Raw genomic sequence first — 15,907 nt, forward strand, 5'->3', positions numbered from 1 at the left:
ACGGTGTTCGTGTTCCCTGGTCAGGGTTCGCAGTGGGTGGGGATGGGTGCGGCGCTGCTGGACGGCCCGCCCGGAACGGCGCGGCGGAACGTTCACTCTCTATGCGCGTAGAGTCAGTCAGGACTCTCGCCCACCCCTCCGGCCGGAAGGACTCACCTCCCATGGACGCCATCTCCGTCATCCGCACCAAGCGGGACCGGGGCGAGCTCAGCCCCGAGCAGATCGACTGGGTCATCGACGCGTACACCCGCGGCGAGGTCGCCGACGAGCAGATGTCCGCGCTGGCCATGGCCATCCTGCTGAACGGGATGAACCGCACCGAGATCGCCCGCTGGACCGCCGCGATGATCGCCTCCGGCGAGCGCATGGACTTCGGCGCGCTCTCCCGTCCCACCACCGACAAGCACTCCACCGGCGGCGTCGGCGACAAGATCACCCTGCCGCTCGCCCCGCTGGTCGCCGCCTGCGGCGCGGCCGTCCCGCAGCTCAGCGGCCGGGGCCTCGGCCACACCGGCGGCACCCTCGACAAGCTGGAGTCCATCCCCGGCTGGCGCGCCCAGCTCTCCAACGCCGAGATGCTCGACGTGCTGGACACCACCGGCGCCGTGATCTGCGCGGCGGGCGACGGCCTGGCCCCCGCCGACAAGAAGCTGTACGCGCTGCGCGATGTCACCGGCACCGTCGAGGCCATCCCGCTCATCGCCAGCTCGATCATGTCCAAGAAGATCGCCGAGGGCACCGGCGCGCTCGTCCTGGACGTCAAGGTCGGCTCCGGCGCCTTCATGAAGACCATCGAGGACGCCCGCGAACTGGCCTCCACCATGGTCGCGCTCGGCACCGACAGCGGCGTCCGCACCGTCGCGCTGCTCACCGACATGGCGACCCCGCTCGGCCTGACGGCCGGCAACGCCCTGGAGGTCCGTGAGTCCGTCGAGGTCCTCGCGGGCGGCGGCCCGAGGGACGTCATCGACCTGACCCTGGCGCTTGCCCGCGAGATGCTCGACGCCGCCGGCCTCAAGGACGCCGACCCGGAGAAGGCACTCGCCGACGGCTCCGCGATGGACGTCTGGCGCCGCATGATCTCCGCCCAGGGAGGCGACCCGGACGCCGCCCTCCCCGTCGCCCGTGAGCAGCACGTGATCAGCGCCCCGTCCTCGGGCGTGCTGACCCGCCTCGACGCCTACGACATCGGCGTCGCCGCCTGGCGCCTCGGCGCGGGCCGCGCGCGCAAGGAGGACCCGGTGCAGGCGGGCGCGGGCATCGAGCTGCACGCCAAGCCGGGCGACACGGTGACGGAGGGCCGGCCGCTGCTGACCCTGCACACGGACACCCCCGAGAAGTTCGAGTACGCGCTGAAGGCCCTGCCCGGCTCGTACGACATCGCCCCGGCCGGCACGCCCTTCACCGCCACGCCGGTGGTGCGGGAGCGTATCGCCTGACCTGCGGTTTTCTCTTTCGGGTGAACGGGACCGGTGGACCACCGCCGGTCCCGTTCGGCATGCTGTTATCGGTGACGCACCGATAAGAGGAGACCGCCATGAGCGCACTCACTGTCGATCCCGGGCCGGGCCACGGCCAGGACTGGGACGACCTCGTCCGGATCTGGGAGGAGACGGACGCACCCGAGGGCTGCAAGGTGGAGATCATCGAGGGGATCGTCACCGTGTCGCCACCGCCGTCCAAGGACCACAACACCACTGCGGAACTGCTTCAGCGCAGGCTGTACTCCGTCATCCCGGAGGACTGGGGGATCTACCAGACGCTCGGTGTCTCCGTGCCCGGACGGGCCGGGCTGTACATCCCCGACCTCGTCGTCCTGCCCCGCGAGGTCGCGTCGGGGCCGGGCAATCGCGTATCGGCGGAAGACGTCCGGCTCGTCGTGGAGATCACCTCGCCGGCCAATGCCAACCACGACCGCATCGGCAAGGCGCACGGCTACGCGAAGGCCGGCATCGAGCTGTTCCTCCTGCTCGACCCGTGGCACACCGGGCGCCCGACCGCGACCCTGTACGGGGAGCCGAGCGACGGCACCTACCGGGTCCTGGAAGCGGTCGAGTACGGCGAGACGCTGACGCTGCCGAAGCCGTTCGGGCTGGACCTGGACACCGGGATCTTCCCGGTGAGCTGAGGCACACGTGCACGGGGGCCGATGAGTTTCCGGCATCCCGCCGGTCTCCCTGGTGTGGATGCCCCGACACCGAACGCCCTCGTCCTCACCGGCCGCGTCACCCGCGCCGATGTGCCGGACCTCTGCGCCCGGCTGGAGGCGCTGCTGAGCCGCGCCCCCGGGGCCGCCGTGGTGGAGTGCGACGTGGGCGGTGTCGTACGCCCCGACCTGGCCCTCGTCGAGGCGATGGCGCGGCTGGGACTCGTCGCCCGCAGGGCCGGGGGCGTCGAGCTGCGGCTGCTCAACGTTCCGGCCGAACTCGGGGCGCTGCTCGATCTGGTGGGGCTGACCGATGTGGTGCGCAACGTCCGGCCGGTCGCGGAGTGATCCGGGCTCAGCGGGCCGTGGCGTGATCGCGTATGACCGTGGCGCAGAAGTTCTGCCTGTCGGGTGGGGCCTCGTAACCCTCCCGGGCCTTCGCGAGCGACGCAACGGCGCTCGGCGAGTCCGAGGGCGGGGGTGTCGCCGTCGGGCACGAGCCCTCCGGCTGCGGCCCGGGCTCGGGGTTGCCGCTCGTCACGCCGGACGTGGGCGAGGGACCCGGGCCCGCCGTGGCGGACGGCTCGCCCAGCAGCAGCGTCGCCGCCCAGCCACCCGCCACCAGCAGTGCCCAGCCGATCACCACAGGGCGTCGCACCCTCACGCGTCGGCATCCAGGTGGTCCGGGAGCCCGAACAGCGGGAACCAGCGCGGGGTGTCCAGGAAGCAGTGCATCCCTGTGATGGCGCCGTCCGCGATGTCGATGACCTGGACCGCCCACGGCACGAAGCCCGGACCGTCCGGATTCGGCTTGTAGTGCGCGAAGGCCGGGGTGCCGTTGGCCTCGGTCGCCACCAGCCGGGAGCCCTCGCAGCTCGCGCCGATGCTGAGCATGAAGCCCGCGATGTCGTCGTGCCCCTGGAGCCAGAGGTCGAACGGCGGCATGGTCATCACGGCGTCCTCATGGAGCAGCGCCGTCAGCGCCGCCATGTCGTACCCCTCGAAGGCCGCCACATAGCGGTCCAGCAGCTTGCGCTGCTCCTCGTCCAGCGGGTTCGCGGTATCCGGCACCGTGCTGTCCGTGTCGGCGAGTGTCGCCCGGGCCCGCTGCAAGGCACTGTTGACCGAGGCGACCGAGGTGTCCAGCAGCTCGGCGACCTCGCTCGCCTTCCACGCCAGGACCTCGCGCAGGATCAGCACCGCGCGCTGCTTGGGCGGCAGATGCTGGAGCGCGGCCACGAACGCGAGGCGCACCGACTCACGGGCCACGGCGGCCTCCGCCGGGTCCGCCACCGTCGGCAGGATGCGGCCGTCGGGCATCGGCTCCAGCCAGGTGTTCTCGGGCAGAGGGCTGAGAGCGGCCTGGGCGAGCGGGGTCGGGCCGGTCAGATCCACCGGCCTGGCCCGCTTGTTGCCCGCCTTCAGCATGTCCAGGCAGACGTTCGTCGCGATCCTGTACAGCCAGGAGCGCAGCGAGGAACGGCCCTCGAACTTCTCGAAGTTGCGCCAGGCGCGCACCAGCGTCTCCTGGACCGCGTCCTCCGCCTCGAAGGCCGCGCCGAGCATCCGGTAGCAGTAACCGGTCAGCTCGACGCGGTGTCCCTCCAGACGGCTGTCGATGTCAGCCGCCGCCGTCAGATCACTCATCGCTCCACCCCTGTTGCGCTGTGACACCGCTCTCCCAGCACTGTGGAAGCTACCGCAGGGCACTGACAACGGGGGCGGGAAGCGAGGAAGCCGCTGCTCAGGTGCCGGGCTTGCGTCCGTAGACGAAGACGTCGTCGCCGTTCTTCAACAGGTTCCAGTATGACTTCGCGTCCGAGGGGCGCATGTTGACGCAGCCCGCCGATCCCGGGTTGTTGTACATGGACTTGGTGACGGAGTGGAACGCCTGCCCGCCGTCGAAGAACTGCGCGTACGGCATGGACACGTCGTAGAGCGTCGACCAGTGGTCGATGTTGCGCCAGTAGATCTTCTTGACGCCGGTGCGCGTCTCGTCACCGTTGCGCCCCGTGCGCACCGGGACCGGGCCGAACTTCAGCTTGGCGCCGTCCTGGATCCAGCTCAGCTGCCGGGTGAGGTCCACGCAGGCGATGCGGCCCTTGTTCGTGGGGCACTTCTTCGCCTTGTTCGGGGTCTTGCCCGCCGCCTTCTGCGCGGTGATCGTCTTCATCGTGCGCCAGGTGACCGGGCCCGCGTAGCCGATCGCCGGGGTGATGCCCTTGGAGACCTGGAACGAGCGGATCGCCTTGCAGTCCGCCGCCGACTGCTTCCCGTCGGCCGTCCGCCCCAGCCACTTCTCGACCTGCTTCTGGTACGGGCCCTTCGACGCCGTGCAGGACGCCGCCTGGGCGGCCGTCCCGGTGCTCAGGACCAGGGCGGGTGCCGCCACCAGCCCGGCGACGGACAGGACGGCCGCGCGCCGCGCCCGTACGCCGCGTATCTTCCCCATGCTTCTCATGTACGACTGCTCCCCTTCGCGTTCGCCCGCGGTGTGGTGACTCCGCTTGTTGGACGTGCGTCGGGGAGCCGCGGTTGTGCCGGGCAGGTCTCAGTTGTGCACCGTTGCGACCGCGCCGGCGCGGAGCCGCTCGGTCCGGGCCGCCCGGGTCCCGTACAGGGTGATCGACAGGACACCGAGGACCGCCAGGACCCCCAGCGTGACCGTGCCCGCCCAGCCGCCCGTGTGGAAGGCGACCGCGCCGAGCGTGCCGCCCGCGCTGGAGCCCAGGTAGTACGCGGACTGGTAGAGCGCGGAGGCCTGGGCGCGGCCCGAGGTCGCCGTGCGGCTCACCGAGGACGAGGCGACCGCGTGCCCGGCGAAGAAGCCGGCCGTGATCAGGACCAGGCCCGCCAGGACCGCCGCCAGCTGGTCGGCCAGGGACAGCAGCAGACCCGCGGCCGTCGTGGAGACGGCGAGGTAGAGCGCGCCCCGGCGGCCCAGCCGGGCGACGAGCTTGCCCGCGGCGGCGGAGGAGACCGTACCGACGAGGTAGACCAGGAAGATCGAGCCGACGATGCCCTGCGGGAGGCCGAAGGGCTCCTCGACGAGCCGGTAGCCGATCACGGTGTACACCGCACCGAACACCGTCATGAACAGCGCGCCGATCGCGTACAGGCGGCGCAGCAGCGGGTTGGAGAGGTGACCGGTGACGGTCTTCGCCAGGGCCTTCGGGTTGAGCGTGGCGGGGCTGAAGTGCCGCGCCCTGGGGATCAGGAAGTGGAAGACCACCGCGCAGGCCACGGCGAGCAGCCCGATCGCGCCGAGCGCCACACGCCAGCCCCACAGCTGGGCCACCCAGCCGGCCAGGATGCGCCCGCTCATGCCACCGATGCTGTTGCCCGCGACGAACAGCCCGATCGCGGCGACCAGGGCCTTGGGCCGCACCTCCTCGGCCAGGTAGGCCATCGCGGAGGCGGGGAGCCCGGCCAGCGCCGCGCCCTGGACCGCGCGCAGCGCGATCAGCCAGCCGAGCGAGGGGGCGAAGGGGATGAGCAGACCGATCACCACGGCGACGGCCAGGGAGGCCGTCATCATCTGGCGCCGCCCGAAGCGCTCGGAGAGCGCGCTCAGCGGGAGGACGCACAGGGCCAGAGCGCCGGTCGCCGCGGAGACCGTCCAGCTCGCCTGTCCCGCCGTGGCGCCGAAGGACGCGGAGACGGCGGGCAGCAGGGCCTGGGTGGAGTAGAGGAGTGCGAAGGTCGCGATCCCCGCCGCGAAGAGAGCGAAGCTCATCCGGCGGTAACCGGGACCACCAGGGGTGAGGCGGTCCGGGACGGCGGGGGAGGCGACGGCGGCGGCGGATGACGGAGCGGCGGCGTCCAGCAGGATGGTGGACGCCCCGGTACTGGCAGGAGGCATACGGCGAACGTAGACCTCACCGTTTCATGCGTCCAATGCATGAAACGGCCATAATCGTTCCCATGGTGCATCAATACAGTTCAGGGCCTCGGCTGTCACCGAGCAGTTACGAAGAAGACATCCGGGCCGTACTCGCTCCCCGCCTCGCGTACTTCGAGGCGGTGGCCCGCCACGAGCACGTCACCCGTGCCGCGCACGAGCTCGGCGTCCCGCAGTCGACGTTGTCGCGCGCCATGGTGAGGCTGGAACAGGACCTGGGCGTCGCCCTGTTCGCCCGCCGGGGCCGCACCGTCTCGCTCACCCCCGCGGGCCGCACCTTCCTCGGCTCCGCCGAACGCGCGCTGGCCGAGGTGGAGAAGGCGGCCGACTCCGTGCGCGCGGACGCCGACCCCACGGCGGGCAAGGTCGCCTTCGGCTTCCTGCACACCATGGGCTCCGAGACCGTGCCCGCCCTGATCCGCGCCTTCCGGGCCGACCATCCCCGGGTCCGTTTCCAGCTCGTCCAGAACTACGGCGAGGCCATGATCGACCGGCTGCGGGCGGGCGGCCTGGACCTCTGCCTGACCTCGCCCGTGCCCGACGCCCCGGACCTCGTCGCGATGCGCCTGGACGAGCAGCGGCTGCGTCTGGTCGTCCCCGACGACCACCGGCTCGCCGGGCGCCGGCGCATCCGCCTCGCCGAGGCCGCCGACGAAACGTTCGTCACCCTCGAACCCGGCTACGGACTGCGGCGGATCACCGACGACCTCTGCGCGGAGGCGGGATTCATCCCGCGCGTCGCGTTCGAGGGCGAGGAGGCGGAGACCCTGCGTGGCCTGGTCGCGGCCGGGCTCGGGGTGGCGCTGCTCCCGCCGCCCGCCGTCGCCAGGCCCGGTGTGGTCGAGCTGACGGTGACGGCGCCGCGCGCCGCCCGCGAGATCGGGGTGGCCTGGCTCGACGGCCATCCCGACACGCCGCCGGTGGCCGCCTTCAAGCGCTTCCTGCTCTCCCGCAGGGGAAGCCTCCTGCCGGACTGAGCCCCGAGCCGTCGGAAGCCGTCCTCGGCATGTCCACGAGCCGCCACCGCACACCGCCCCCAGTGCCACCGCGAGCCGCCCTCAGTGTCTCCGCGAGCCGTCCTGGTGTCTCCGCGAGCCGCCCTCAGTGCCGCAGCGAGCGCCCGAACCCCGCTGCCAGCGGCATCCGCAGCCCCAGAGGAGGGGGCGCGGCGAACGCGTCCGCGACCGGGCGGGCGTACGACCTGGCGAACAGCGAGCCCCGTATGAAGTCCGCAGCCAGCGCGACCACTTCGGAGCGGTGCTGGCGCAACGCGTGCCCGTCCGAGTGCACTTCGAAGCGGCAGGTGTGCCGGTTGGCCTTCTTGGCCCGCTCCGCCAGCCGGTAGGAGAGCTCCGGATCGGTCCTCTCGTCGTTCGTGCCGTGCACGATCAGCACCCGGCGCCCCGCGAGGTGCTTCACCGGCTCGGGCTCCCGCTCCGGGTGCTCCGGCAGCCAGGGGGCCATCGCCAGCACGGAGTTGACGGCGGAGTGCCCCGCGCCGCGCAGTGCCGCCCGGCCCCCCATGCCGTGCCCGACGAGACACACCGGGATGTCGCCGTAGCGGCGTACGACCTCGTCGGCCGCCCAGTGGGCGTCGGCCGCCGGATCGGCGCCCTCGTTCCAGCCGCGGGTGCGGTAGCGGACGACGTGCACCGCGAGCCCGTCGTCCTCGCCCGCGCGGGCCAGCATCCGGGCGAACGGCAGCTGTGCCGCGTACGAGAAGGCGGAGGGACGGCGTAGTGATTCGGACTCGCCGTCCGGGAGCAGCAGGGCCACGCCGCTGACCTCGGGTGCTGCTCCGGCCGTGTGGACGGCCCGTCCCAGCCTGGCGGCAGGCAGGGGAAGTGCGCGCTGTGCCATAACAGAACAGTGTCAGAAGGGCAGGTGTATTCCATCTGGCTTCACGGTCACTGTTACGCATCGGCAGTCGGCGCTCTACGCGCGTAGGCGCTAGAGTGCCCGGATGACGAGCCAGAGCCCGGATGTCCCCGGTCCCGACCAGATCCGCCGCGCGCCCAAGGTGCTGCTCCACGACCATCTCGACGGCGGCCTGCGCCCCGGCACCATCGTCGAACTGGCCCTCGCGCAGGGCTACGACGCCCTGCCGGAGACCGAGCCCGACAAGCTCGGCGTCTGGTTCCGCGAGGCGGCCGACTCCGGCTCCCTGGAACGCTATCTGGAGACGTTCGCGCACACCTGCGCCGTGATGCAGACCCGCGACGCGCTGGTCCGGGTGGCCGCCGAGTGCGCCGAGGACCTCGCCGAGGACGGCGTCGTCTACGCCGAGGTGCGGTACGCGCCGGAGCAGCACCTCACCGCGGGACTGTCACTCGAAGAGGTCGTCGAGGCGGTCAACGAGGGTTTCCGCGAGGGCGAACGCCGGGCGCGCGCCAACGGCCACCGCGTCCGGGTCGGCGCCCTGCTCACCGCGATGCGGCACGCCGCCCGCGCCCTGGAGATCGCCGAACTCGCCAACCGCTACCGTGACCTGGGTGTGGTCGGCTTCGACATCGCGGGCGCCGAGGCGGGCTTCCCGCCCACCCGGCACCTCGACGCGTTCGAGTACCTCAAGCGCGAGAACAACCACTTCACCATCCACGCCGGCGAGGCCTTCGGACTGCCGTCGATCTGGCAGGCCCTGCAGTGGTGCGGCGCGGACCGCCTCGGCCACGGCGTGCGGATCATCGACGACATCGAGGTCGCCGGCGACGGCAGCGTGACGCTGGGCCGTCTCGCCTCCTACGTACGCGACAAGCGCATCCCGCTGGAGCTCTGCCCGACCTCCAACCTCCAGACCGGTGCCGCGGCCTCGTACGCCGAGCACCCCATCGGGCTGCTCCGGAAGCTGCATTTCCGCGCCACCGTGAACACCGACAACCGGCTGATGAGCGGGACGAGCATGAGCCAGGAATTCGAGCGGCTGACCGAGACATTCGGATACACGCTCGACGACATGCAGTGGTTCACAGTCAATGCGATGAAATCAGCGTTCATTCCTTTCGATGAACGTCTGGCGATGATCAACGATGTCGTGAAGCCCGGTTACGCGGAACTGAAATCGGAGTGGCTCTTCCGTCAGACGGCTGCGACCAGCGGTTCTTCCTTCGCCGCCGGCTGAGAGAGGCGGACGGGGAACGGCCGGGAGCATCGAATCCCGGCCGTTTTCCGTGTCCCGGCATGTTTGCGGCGGGGGTGCGTCGCTGACTACGTTGCAGAGCCGCTCACATCCCCTTCCCCAAGGATGAATGTCACATGAAGCAGTCTGCTGTCAGGATTCTCGGTGTCGCCGCTCTCGGTGCCGCTTTCGCCGCCGCCGGCGCGGGCAGTGCCTCCGCCGTCGCCGTGCCCGTCGACGCCCTGGCCGGCGCGCTCCCCGCCGGTGTCGCGCTCGACTCCGTGACGGACGCCGTGCCCGCCGTGCAGAAGGCCGCCGGCGGCCTGCTCGACCAGCAGCAGCGCGGCAGCAGCGACCTCTCGGCGCCCGGCACCAACCTGCTCGGCGGCCTGCCCGCCGGCGGACTGACCGGCGCCCTGCCGATCGGCGGCTGACCACCCGCGGTCCCCGTACACGCATGTGGGGCGCGCACCCGGACCGGGTGCGCGCCCCACAGCTGTTCTCCCCGTGGCCGTGCCGGTCACCAGGCCGTCGCGGCAGGGGACTTCTCCGACGGCAGCAGCAGCCAGAGCGCCAGATAGAGCAGGAACTGGGGGCCGGGGAGCAGGCACGACACCAGGAAGATGATCCGCATCGTGCTCGCGGAGGTGCCGAAGCGCCGTGCCAGCGCCGCGCACACCCCACCGATCATGCGTCCCTCGACGGGTCGGACAAGTGCGGCCATGGTGGGCTCCTTCGTGAACCGTTCCGGGGAGCGGCTCCGTCGCGCTCCCACTGACTCCATGGTCGCTCCACGAGGGGGACAAAGCATCGCTCTACGGGGCGATACCGACCCTGGTAATCGTCGGGGTCGCCCCCTGGGGGGCCTCACCCAGGTAGCTCCGCGCCCCGTTCCTGATCCGGGACAGGTCGCCCGCCCCCGCCCGGTTGCCCCGGCGCAGCCGCGCCCTGGACAGCGGGACGACCAGCAGATGGGCCAGCGCCACGCCCACGGTGTTCAGCAGCAGGGAGTCCACGTCGACGACCTGGCCCGGCACGCCCGTCTGCGCCAGCTCGATGGCCATCGAGATCAGCGAGCCCGCCGCCACCGTGCGGGCCAGTGAGGCCCACGGGGAGACCAGCAGCCGGCCCCCGGCCATCGGCAGCAGTATGCCCAGCGGGGCCAGCAGCAGGAGCCCCTCACCGATGCGGCGGGCCGCCTCGGCCGGGCCCAGCGCCAGATCCGCCCTGATCCCGGCGAACGGGTGGAGGTTCGCCGCCGTCATCCAGGGCACGTCCAGCGGGCGCAGCGTCAGCCAGCCGACGAACAGCAGATGCGCGAGGAGCAGGGATACCCCCGCCGCGCGGAAGCGGATGACGGCCTGGCCGTCCGAACTGTGACGCACGTCCACCAAGACGCCACGACCGGCAGGATCGGTTCCGCCCCGTCCGGGGAAGGGTCTGTGACGAGCGGCACGACCCCGCGCGATCCCGCCCACAGCCCGCCCTCCCCGCTCTCAGGATGGCTCGGCAGCGCCCAGCGTGGGCACGTCCATGGGCCGGTTCCTGGTCTCCGCCGTGCACAGATAGCCCCGCGGGGCGTAGTCGCCGGGCCCGCCGAGCAGCACCGAGCCACCGCCCCCGATGGCCTCGTTCCCGGCGTAGGTGCACACGACCTGGGCGAGCGCCTCCGCAGGCAGGTCCTCCGGCTGCTCGCTGAGGCGGAGCGTGCCCGCCGGGTCGCCCTTCCGGGCCTCGGACGCCCGCAGCCCCGACGGTACGACGGTGGAGAAGCCCGCGCGCCGCTCCCCGGCGGACGGCTCCTGCTGGAGCTCGCCCAGCAGCGCCTGCGCGACCGCCAGCCGGTCGGACCGGGCCTCGTCCACCTCGACGGCGCGGTCCAGGGACACCAGCTGCGAGGCGCAGACCAGATAGATCCGTACGGAGACGCTCTCCGCCGGCGCGGCCGAATCCGCAGACGACGTCCTGCACGGCATCCGGGACGGCGCCGCCCCCGCGTCGACCGGCACCGAGGTGCTCCTGATCCCGCACCCGGCCGCCAGCGCCGCACCCGCCACGACCGCGGCCAGCACGGCGGCGGCCCGGCGCGGACCTCCGCGCCGGGCACCGTACGCCCGCTCGCTGCGCATCACTTCGCGTCGCCCTTCTCGTTGCTGTCGGGGTCGTCGTCCCCCGGAGCGCCGGTCAGGCTCTCCGCGTCGCGGGGGAGCCGCAGCACGAACACCGCGCCCTCGCCGTCCGGCAGGTTCGACGCGGTGATGTCACCGCCGTGGATGTGCGCGTTCTCCACCGCGATCGACAGGCCGAGACCGCTGCCCTCGGAACGGGGCCTGGACGCGCTCGCCTTGTAGAAACGGTCGAAGACGTGCGGCAGGACCTCCTCGGGGATGCCCGGCCCGTGGTCGCGGACCTCGATGACCAGCTCGTCGTCGTCGGTCCGCACGGACACCCGCACCGGTGAGCCGCCGTGCTTGAGGGCGTTGCCGATCAGATTCGCCAGGATCACGTCGAGCCGGCGGGGATCGAGCCGCACCATGATGCCGCGCTCCGCGTCCAGGTCGACGGCGTCCAGCCAGGCACGGGCGTCGATGCAGGCGGTCACCTGGTCGGCGACGTCGACCGTGTCCAGGACGAGGCGGGCCGTACCCGCGTCGAAGCGGGTGACCTCCATGAGGTTCTCGACCAGGTCGTTCAGCCGGCGGGTCTCGCTCACCACCAGGTGCACCGCGGGAGCGATCATCGGATCGAGGCTGTCCGCCTCGTCCTCCAGCACCTCGGCGACCGCCGTGATCGCCGTCAGCGGGGTCCGCAGCTCGTGCGACATGTCGGCGACGAACCTGCGGCTCGACTCCTCCCGCGCGCTCATGTCCGCGACCTTCTTCTCCAGCGAGCTCGCGGCCTTGTTGAACGTATGGGACAGCTCGGCCAGTTCATCCGTGCCCGACACCACGAGCCGGGTGTCCAGCTTGCCCTCGCCGAGCTTGCGCGCCGCGTCGCCCAGCCGCTGCACCGGCCGCAGCACGGTCGTCGCCGCCGCCTGGGCGAGCAGCGCCGAGCCGACGAGGGCCAGAGCGGTCGCGATCCCCAACGACCATGCCAGCGAGCTGAGATCCTCGCGCTCCTGGTCCAGCGACTTCAGCATGTAGCCGGAGGGGCCACCACCGATGATCTTCGTGCCGGCCACCAGATAGGGGGTGCCGCCGATCGTCGTCCGCTGCCAGAACAGGTGGTACTCATGGGTGTTGCTCGACGTCAGCGGCTGCTTCTTGTTCACCTGCTTCTGGAGCGAGGCCGGCACGTCGACCTTGGTGAAGGAGTCGATGTCGGACGACCCCGTGACCGGCTTGCCCTCGGACGTGCCGACCAGCAGCACGTGATAGCCGGGACCGCTGCTCGCCATCTGCTCGGCGGTGTCCCGCAGTTCCGCCGCCGTGGGCTGGAGCGGCAGCGAGGCCGCGCGGTTCTGCATCTGCCGGCGGAAGTCGCCGAGCGCCGCGTCCTGCGTACGCGTCAGGACGGCCTCGCGGTTGAGCCAGTACGCGATGCCCGACGCGGACACCGCGGCGGTCAGGGCCACCAGCGCGAACACGATCAGCAGCCGCAGCCGCAGGCTGGTCCAGCGAAGACCCGCGCGTATGGAACGCTTCGCGGAATCGCTCACTGAGGCGAGTCCAGCCGGTAGCCCACACCGCGCACGGTACGGATCAGGGTCGGCGAGGACGGCACGTCCTCCACCTTCGCCCGCAGCCGCTGCACACAGGCGTCCACCAGCCGGGAGTCACCGAGATAGTCGTGCTCCCACACCAGGCGCAGCAACTGCTGCCGGGACAGGGCCTGTCCGGGCCTGCGGCTCAGTTCGAGCAGGAGCCGCAGCTCGGTCGGGGTCAGCTGGAGGTCCTCCCCGTTCTTGGTGACCGTCATCGCCGAACGGTCGATGACGACACTCCCGAACGTCGCGGAATCGGTGGACTCCCGCTCCCCGCGGCGCAGTACGGCACGGATACGCGCGTCGAGCACGCGGCCCTGTACGGGTTTCACCACATAGTCGTCCGCGCCGGACTCCAGTCCCACCACGACGTCGATGTCGTCGCTGCGCGCGGTCAGCAGAATGATCGGCAGCTGGTCGGTACGCCGGATCCTCCGGCACACCTCGAAACCGTCGATCCCGGGCAGCATCACATCCAGCACGACCAGGTCCGGACGCTGCTCCCTGAGCAGCTCCAGGCCGTCCTCTCCCGTCGCCGCGGTGGCCACACGGTGGCCCTGGCGTGACAGCGAGAGTTCGAGGGCCGTGCGGATGGCGTCATCGTCCTCGATCAGCAACAGGAAAGGCACGGGGCTCATTCTGGCCCATGGTGGTGCCACGTTTCGACAATCCCCCCTACCCGATCCGCCGGCGCGACCGGCCGACATGCCCTGTGACAGGTCTGTGACAGTCGGGGGACAGCGCCATGAAACTGCCCCGGCAAGCTCATTGGCACACGGAACGAACGGACTCCACCGATGGGGGGCGCCACATGAACGCACTGCACAGCACCACCTCAAGCGCAGTTGTCACGCGCCTTCACGACGTCGGGCGGGGTCCGGAGAAGTCCGGCGCCGGAGTACGGGGGTGCGTCCGTGGCGCCGGGCGTCAGCACACGTCGTATCTGACGATGGTTGACGCGTCCACGGGGGAGAACGGGGGAAGCGCGTACGGGGAGGTCCCGGGGGAGCGGAAGCCCGCGGCGAAGACCGAGGACGCCGAAGCGGCGTTCACGGCCTACGTCCAGGAGCGCCGCGCCTCCCTGTACGCGACCGCCTACCACCTGACCGGCGACCGGTTCGAGGCCGAGGACCTGCTGCAGAGCGCCCTCTTCTCGACGTACCGGGCGTGGGACAGGATCAGCGACAAGGCGGCGGTCGGGGGTTACCTCCGCCGCACCATGACCAACCTGCACATCAGCGCGTGGCGCAGGCGCAAGCTCAACGAATACCCGACCGAGGAGCTGCCGGAGACGGTGGGCGACACGGACGCGATGCGGGGCACGGAACTGCGGGCGGTGCTCTGGCAGGCGCTCGCGCGGCTGCCCGAACTCCAGCGCACCATGCTGGTCCTCCGCTACTACGAGGGCCGCACGGACCCGGAGATCGCGTCCATCCTCGACATCAGTGTCGGCACGGTGAAGTCGAGCATCTGGCGGTCGCTCCGCCGGCTGCGCGAGGACGAGGTCCTCAGCTTCGGCCGTGACGAGGAGGAGTCCTTCGGCGAGCTGGTGGCCTGAGGTCTGCGGGGGGCACGGGGGAAACAAGGGATACGGGGGACCACGGGGGATACGGGGGGACCACGGGGGAAGCGCCGCCGCTTCGGGGGAGGCGGCGGTACGGGGGAAAGCGCAGCGGGGGCGGACAGGCCGGGGGGTCCTGTCCGCCCCCGCTCGTCGTGTGCGTGCCGGTGATCACTCAGCCGGACGACTTCGGGGAGGGCGCCGACGACGGCCGTGGCTGCCACCGCGGGCGGCCGGTGCCTCGCGGCGCTGGACCGCATGCCGGGAGGGTCAGTTCGACACCCGGCTGCGCGGGGCCCGGCAGCGGCCGGCGGCTGCTGCGGCGAGCCTGCCGAGGGCCTCGTCCCTGCCGCAGGGGTGGGCGCCCAGCGCGGTCTGGCGGGCCACGATGCCCCGCTCGGCCCGCATCAGCCGCCAGCCGCGCCGCAGCAGGAACGGCACGGACTTCCGGCCCTCCCGCAGATCCCGCGCCAGCCGCCGCCGGAACGTCGTGGAGGGGCGCCCGCGCAGGCACAGTGCGTCCGCGAGCAGGCCCAGCTCCTGGCAGCGCGCCACGATGTCCGCCGCGAAGATGCCCTCGGCGACGAACAGGGGGGTGCGCTCGATGTCGAGCGTCTCGTGGCCGGTCCGCGAGCTCGTGGAGATGTCGTACAGCGGTACGTCCGTGCGGCCGGTGCCGCACAGCTCGGCTATGGCCGCGACGGCCGCGTCGGCGTCCCAGGACAGCGCCGAGTCCCAGTCGATGTCCGTGCTGCCGGTGACCCGGGGCAGTGTCGGATCGTTTTCCTCCTTGTAGAAGTCGTCCAGGCGCAGCACCGGGAGACCGCTGCGGGCCGCGAGGGACGACTTGCCGGAGCCGGAGGGACCGGCGAGCAGCACGACGCGAGTGGGGATCGGTTGGGAACTCACAGAACAGAAGTGTGAGGCATTGACCCGCGCAGGGGATCCCCGGGAGGTCCTGTTGGTATCGAGCATCACACCTCAACTACTCTGCGCGCACGAATGATTACTCGACACGTCCCGATCAGGTGGGAGAACATGGCACGTCACGCACTGTCCAAACCCCGGCACCGCGCCCTGCTGCGCGCCGGTCTGACCCTCACCGCGCTGGGCGCGGCGCTCGGCGCCGGAGGTGCCGCCGCCCAGGCGGCGCCGCTGCCCGCGACGCCCGCCACCGGCGCGGACACCGCGGACAGCACGCTGGGGGCGGTGTCCGACGCCGCGGCGCCCGCACTGACCAGCGCGCTGGGCTACGGCCTCGCGGGGGCCGTCAAGCCCGTCACGGACCTCCAGCTCGACCCGCTCGCGGGCACGGGCGTGGACCCGCTGGACAACGCGGTGGGCGCCCAGATCGCCGACTTCAAGCCGGTGACCACGGCGCTGGTCACCGACCCGCTGACCAGCGGGGCCGCGCTCGGCGACCTGCCCGTCATCGGAGAGGTGACCGGTCTGATCACCGGCTGACCCGCCGTGCGCAC

The 15,907-nt window shown here is 71.7% G+C and carries 20 protein-coding genes; 9 read left to right on the forward strand and 11 right to left on the reverse strand.

Annotation, left to right across the window (positions count from 1 at the left end; translation table 11 throughout):
* Positions 1–3 precede the first annotated feature (3 nt).
* The 4 genes from ACWCQM_RS30165 to ACWCQM_RS30180 all read left to right on the forward strand — a co-directional run bounded on the left by ACWCQM_RS30165 (position 4) and on the right by ACWCQM_RS30180 (position 2,494).
* Complete coding sequence (locus tag ACWCQM_RS30165; RefSeq protein WP_450918359.1) at positions 4–111, forward strand: hypothetical protein; 108 nt, start codon at positions 4–6, stop codon at positions 109–111.
* Between the two features lie 50 nt (positions 112–161).
* A complete protein-coding gene (locus ACWCQM_RS30170; RefSeq protein WP_450918251.1) occupies positions 162–1,439 on the forward strand; it encodes a thymidine phosphorylase in 1,278 nt (425 codons plus the stop codon).
* 98 nt (positions 1,440–1,537) lie between these two features.
* Positions 1,538–2,128: a Uma2 family endonuclease gene (locus ACWCQM_RS30175; protein ID WP_450918252.1), complete on the forward strand. Its 591-nt coding sequence runs from the start codon at positions 1,538–1,540 to the stop codon at positions 2,126–2,128.
* A gap of 21 nt (positions 2,129–2,149) precedes the next feature.
* Positions 2,150–2,494 (forward strand): STAS domain-containing protein, encoded by a 345-nt coding sequence (locus ACWCQM_RS30180; RefSeq protein ID WP_450918253.1) that lies wholly within the window; start codon positions 2,150–2,152, stop codon positions 2,492–2,494.
* Positions 2,495–2,501: 7 nt separating this feature from the next.
* On the opposite strand, the gene ACWCQM_RS30185 is transcribed toward ACWCQM_RS30180, so the two are convergent.
* The 4 genes from ACWCQM_RS30185 to ACWCQM_RS30200 form a co-directional block, all read right to left on the reverse strand.
* Entirely contained in the window at positions 2,502–2,810 is a 309-nt protein-coding gene (locus tag ACWCQM_RS30185; RefSeq protein WP_450918254.1) for a hypothetical protein, read from the reverse strand.
* Entirely contained in the window at positions 2,807–3,820 is a 1,014-nt protein-coding gene (locus ACWCQM_RS30190) for a sigma-70 family RNA polymerase sigma factor (protein WP_450918255.1), read from the reverse strand. Before ACWCQM_RS30190 ends, ACWCQM_RS30185 begins: the two co-directional genes overlap by 4 nt.
* A gap of 70 nt (positions 3,821–3,890) precedes the next feature.
* Positions 3,891–4,607 carry a L,D-transpeptidase family protein gene (locus ACWCQM_RS30195; protein WP_450918256.1) on the reverse strand — a complete coding sequence of 239 codons (717 nt, stop codon included), beginning with the start codon at positions 4,605–4,607 and terminating at the stop codon, positions 3,891–3,893.
* Between the two features lie 90 nt (positions 4,608–4,697).
* On the reverse strand, positions 4,698–6,008 hold the full coding sequence (locus ACWCQM_RS30200; RefSeq protein ID WP_450918257.1) for an MFS transporter: 1,311 nt from the start codon (positions 6,006–6,008) through the stop codon (positions 4,698–4,700).
* A 62-nt stretch (positions 6,009–6,070) separates the two neighbouring features.
* Between ACWCQM_RS30200 and ACWCQM_RS30205 the strand changes: the two genes are divergently transcribed.
* On the forward strand, positions 6,071–7,024 hold the full coding sequence (locus ACWCQM_RS30205; RefSeq protein ID WP_450918258.1) for a LysR family transcriptional regulator: 954 nt from the start codon (positions 6,071–6,073) through the stop codon (positions 7,022–7,024).
* Positions 7,025–7,148: 124 nt separating this feature from the next.
* Here ACWCQM_RS30205 and ACWCQM_RS30210 read toward each other — a convergent pair whose 3' ends face one another.
* A complete protein-coding gene (locus ACWCQM_RS30210; RefSeq protein WP_450918259.1) occupies positions 7,149–7,907 on the reverse strand; it encodes an alpha/beta hydrolase family protein in 759 nt (252 codons plus the stop codon).
* 103 nt (positions 7,908–8,010) lie between these two features.
* Between ACWCQM_RS30210 and ACWCQM_RS30215 the strand changes: the two genes are divergently transcribed.
* Complete coding sequence (locus ACWCQM_RS30215; protein WP_450918260.1) at positions 8,011–9,165, forward strand: adenosine deaminase; 1,155 nt, start codon at positions 8,011–8,013, stop codon at positions 9,163–9,165.
* A gap of 134 nt (positions 9,166–9,299) precedes the next feature.
* Entirely contained in the window at positions 9,300–9,596 is a 297-nt protein-coding gene (locus ACWCQM_RS30220; RefSeq protein ID WP_450918261.1) for a hypothetical protein, read from the forward strand.
* 86 nt (positions 9,597–9,682) lie between these two features.
* Here ACWCQM_RS30220 and ACWCQM_RS30225 read toward each other — a convergent pair whose 3' ends face one another.
* The 5 genes from ACWCQM_RS30225 to afsQ1 all read right to left on the reverse strand — a co-directional run bounded on the left by ACWCQM_RS30225 (position 9,683) and on the right by afsQ1 (position 13,497).
* Positions 9,683–9,886 carry a PspC domain-containing protein gene (locus ACWCQM_RS30225; RefSeq protein WP_073744506.1) on the reverse strand — a complete coding sequence of 68 codons (204 nt, stop codon included), beginning with the start codon at positions 9,884–9,886 and terminating at the stop codon, positions 9,683–9,685.
* A 91-nt stretch (positions 9,887–9,977) separates the two neighbouring features.
* The gene (locus ACWCQM_RS30230; protein ID WP_450918262.1) at positions 9,978–10,553 is read right to left on the reverse strand and encodes a VanZ family protein; all 576 of its coding nucleotides are present in this window, start codon (positions 10,551–10,553) and stop codon (positions 9,978–9,980) included.
* A 105-nt stretch (positions 10,554–10,658) separates the two neighbouring features.
* Positions 10,659–11,291: a hypothetical protein gene (locus ACWCQM_RS30235; protein WP_450918360.1), complete on the reverse strand. Its 633-nt coding sequence runs from the start codon at positions 11,289–11,291 to the stop codon at positions 10,659–10,661.
* On the reverse strand, positions 11,291–12,823 hold the full coding sequence (locus ACWCQM_RS30240; protein ID WP_450918263.1) for an ATP-binding protein: 1,533 nt from the start codon (positions 12,821–12,823) through the stop codon (positions 11,291–11,293). Before ACWCQM_RS30240 ends, ACWCQM_RS30235 begins: the two co-directional genes overlap by 1 nt.
* Complete coding sequence (gene afsQ1 / locus ACWCQM_RS30245; RefSeq protein WP_015578482.1) at positions 12,820–13,497, reverse strand: two-component system response regulator AfsQ1; 678 nt, start codon at positions 13,495–13,497, stop codon at positions 12,820–12,822. Before afsQ1 ends, ACWCQM_RS30240 begins: the two co-directional genes overlap by 4 nt.
* Before the next feature lie 182 nt (positions 13,498–13,679).
* On the opposite strand from afsQ1, the gene ACWCQM_RS30250 reads away from it, so the two are divergent.
* Positions 13,680–14,426: a SigE family RNA polymerase sigma factor gene (locus ACWCQM_RS30250; protein WP_450918264.1), complete on the forward strand. Its 747-nt coding sequence runs from the start codon at positions 13,680–13,682 to the stop codon at positions 14,424–14,426.
* 273 nt (positions 14,427–14,699) lie between these two features.
* Here the strand turns inward: ACWCQM_RS30250 and ACWCQM_RS30255 are convergent, their stop codons facing one another.
* Positions 14,700–15,404, reverse strand: coding sequence for a uridine kinase family protein (locus ACWCQM_RS30255; RefSeq protein ID WP_450918265.1), 705 nt, complete (start codon positions 15,402–15,404; stop codon positions 14,700–14,702).
* A gap of 63 nt (positions 15,405–15,467) precedes the next feature.
* Here ACWCQM_RS30255 and ACWCQM_RS30260 point away from each other — a divergent pair, with 63 nt between their 5' ends.
* Complete coding sequence (locus ACWCQM_RS30260; RefSeq protein ID WP_450918266.1) at positions 15,468–15,893, forward strand: hypothetical protein; 426 nt, start codon at positions 15,468–15,470, stop codon at positions 15,891–15,893.
* The last annotated feature ends 14 nt before the right edge of the window (positions 15,894–15,907 follow it).

This window comes from Streptomyces sp. NPDC002125 (assembly GCF_053593715.1).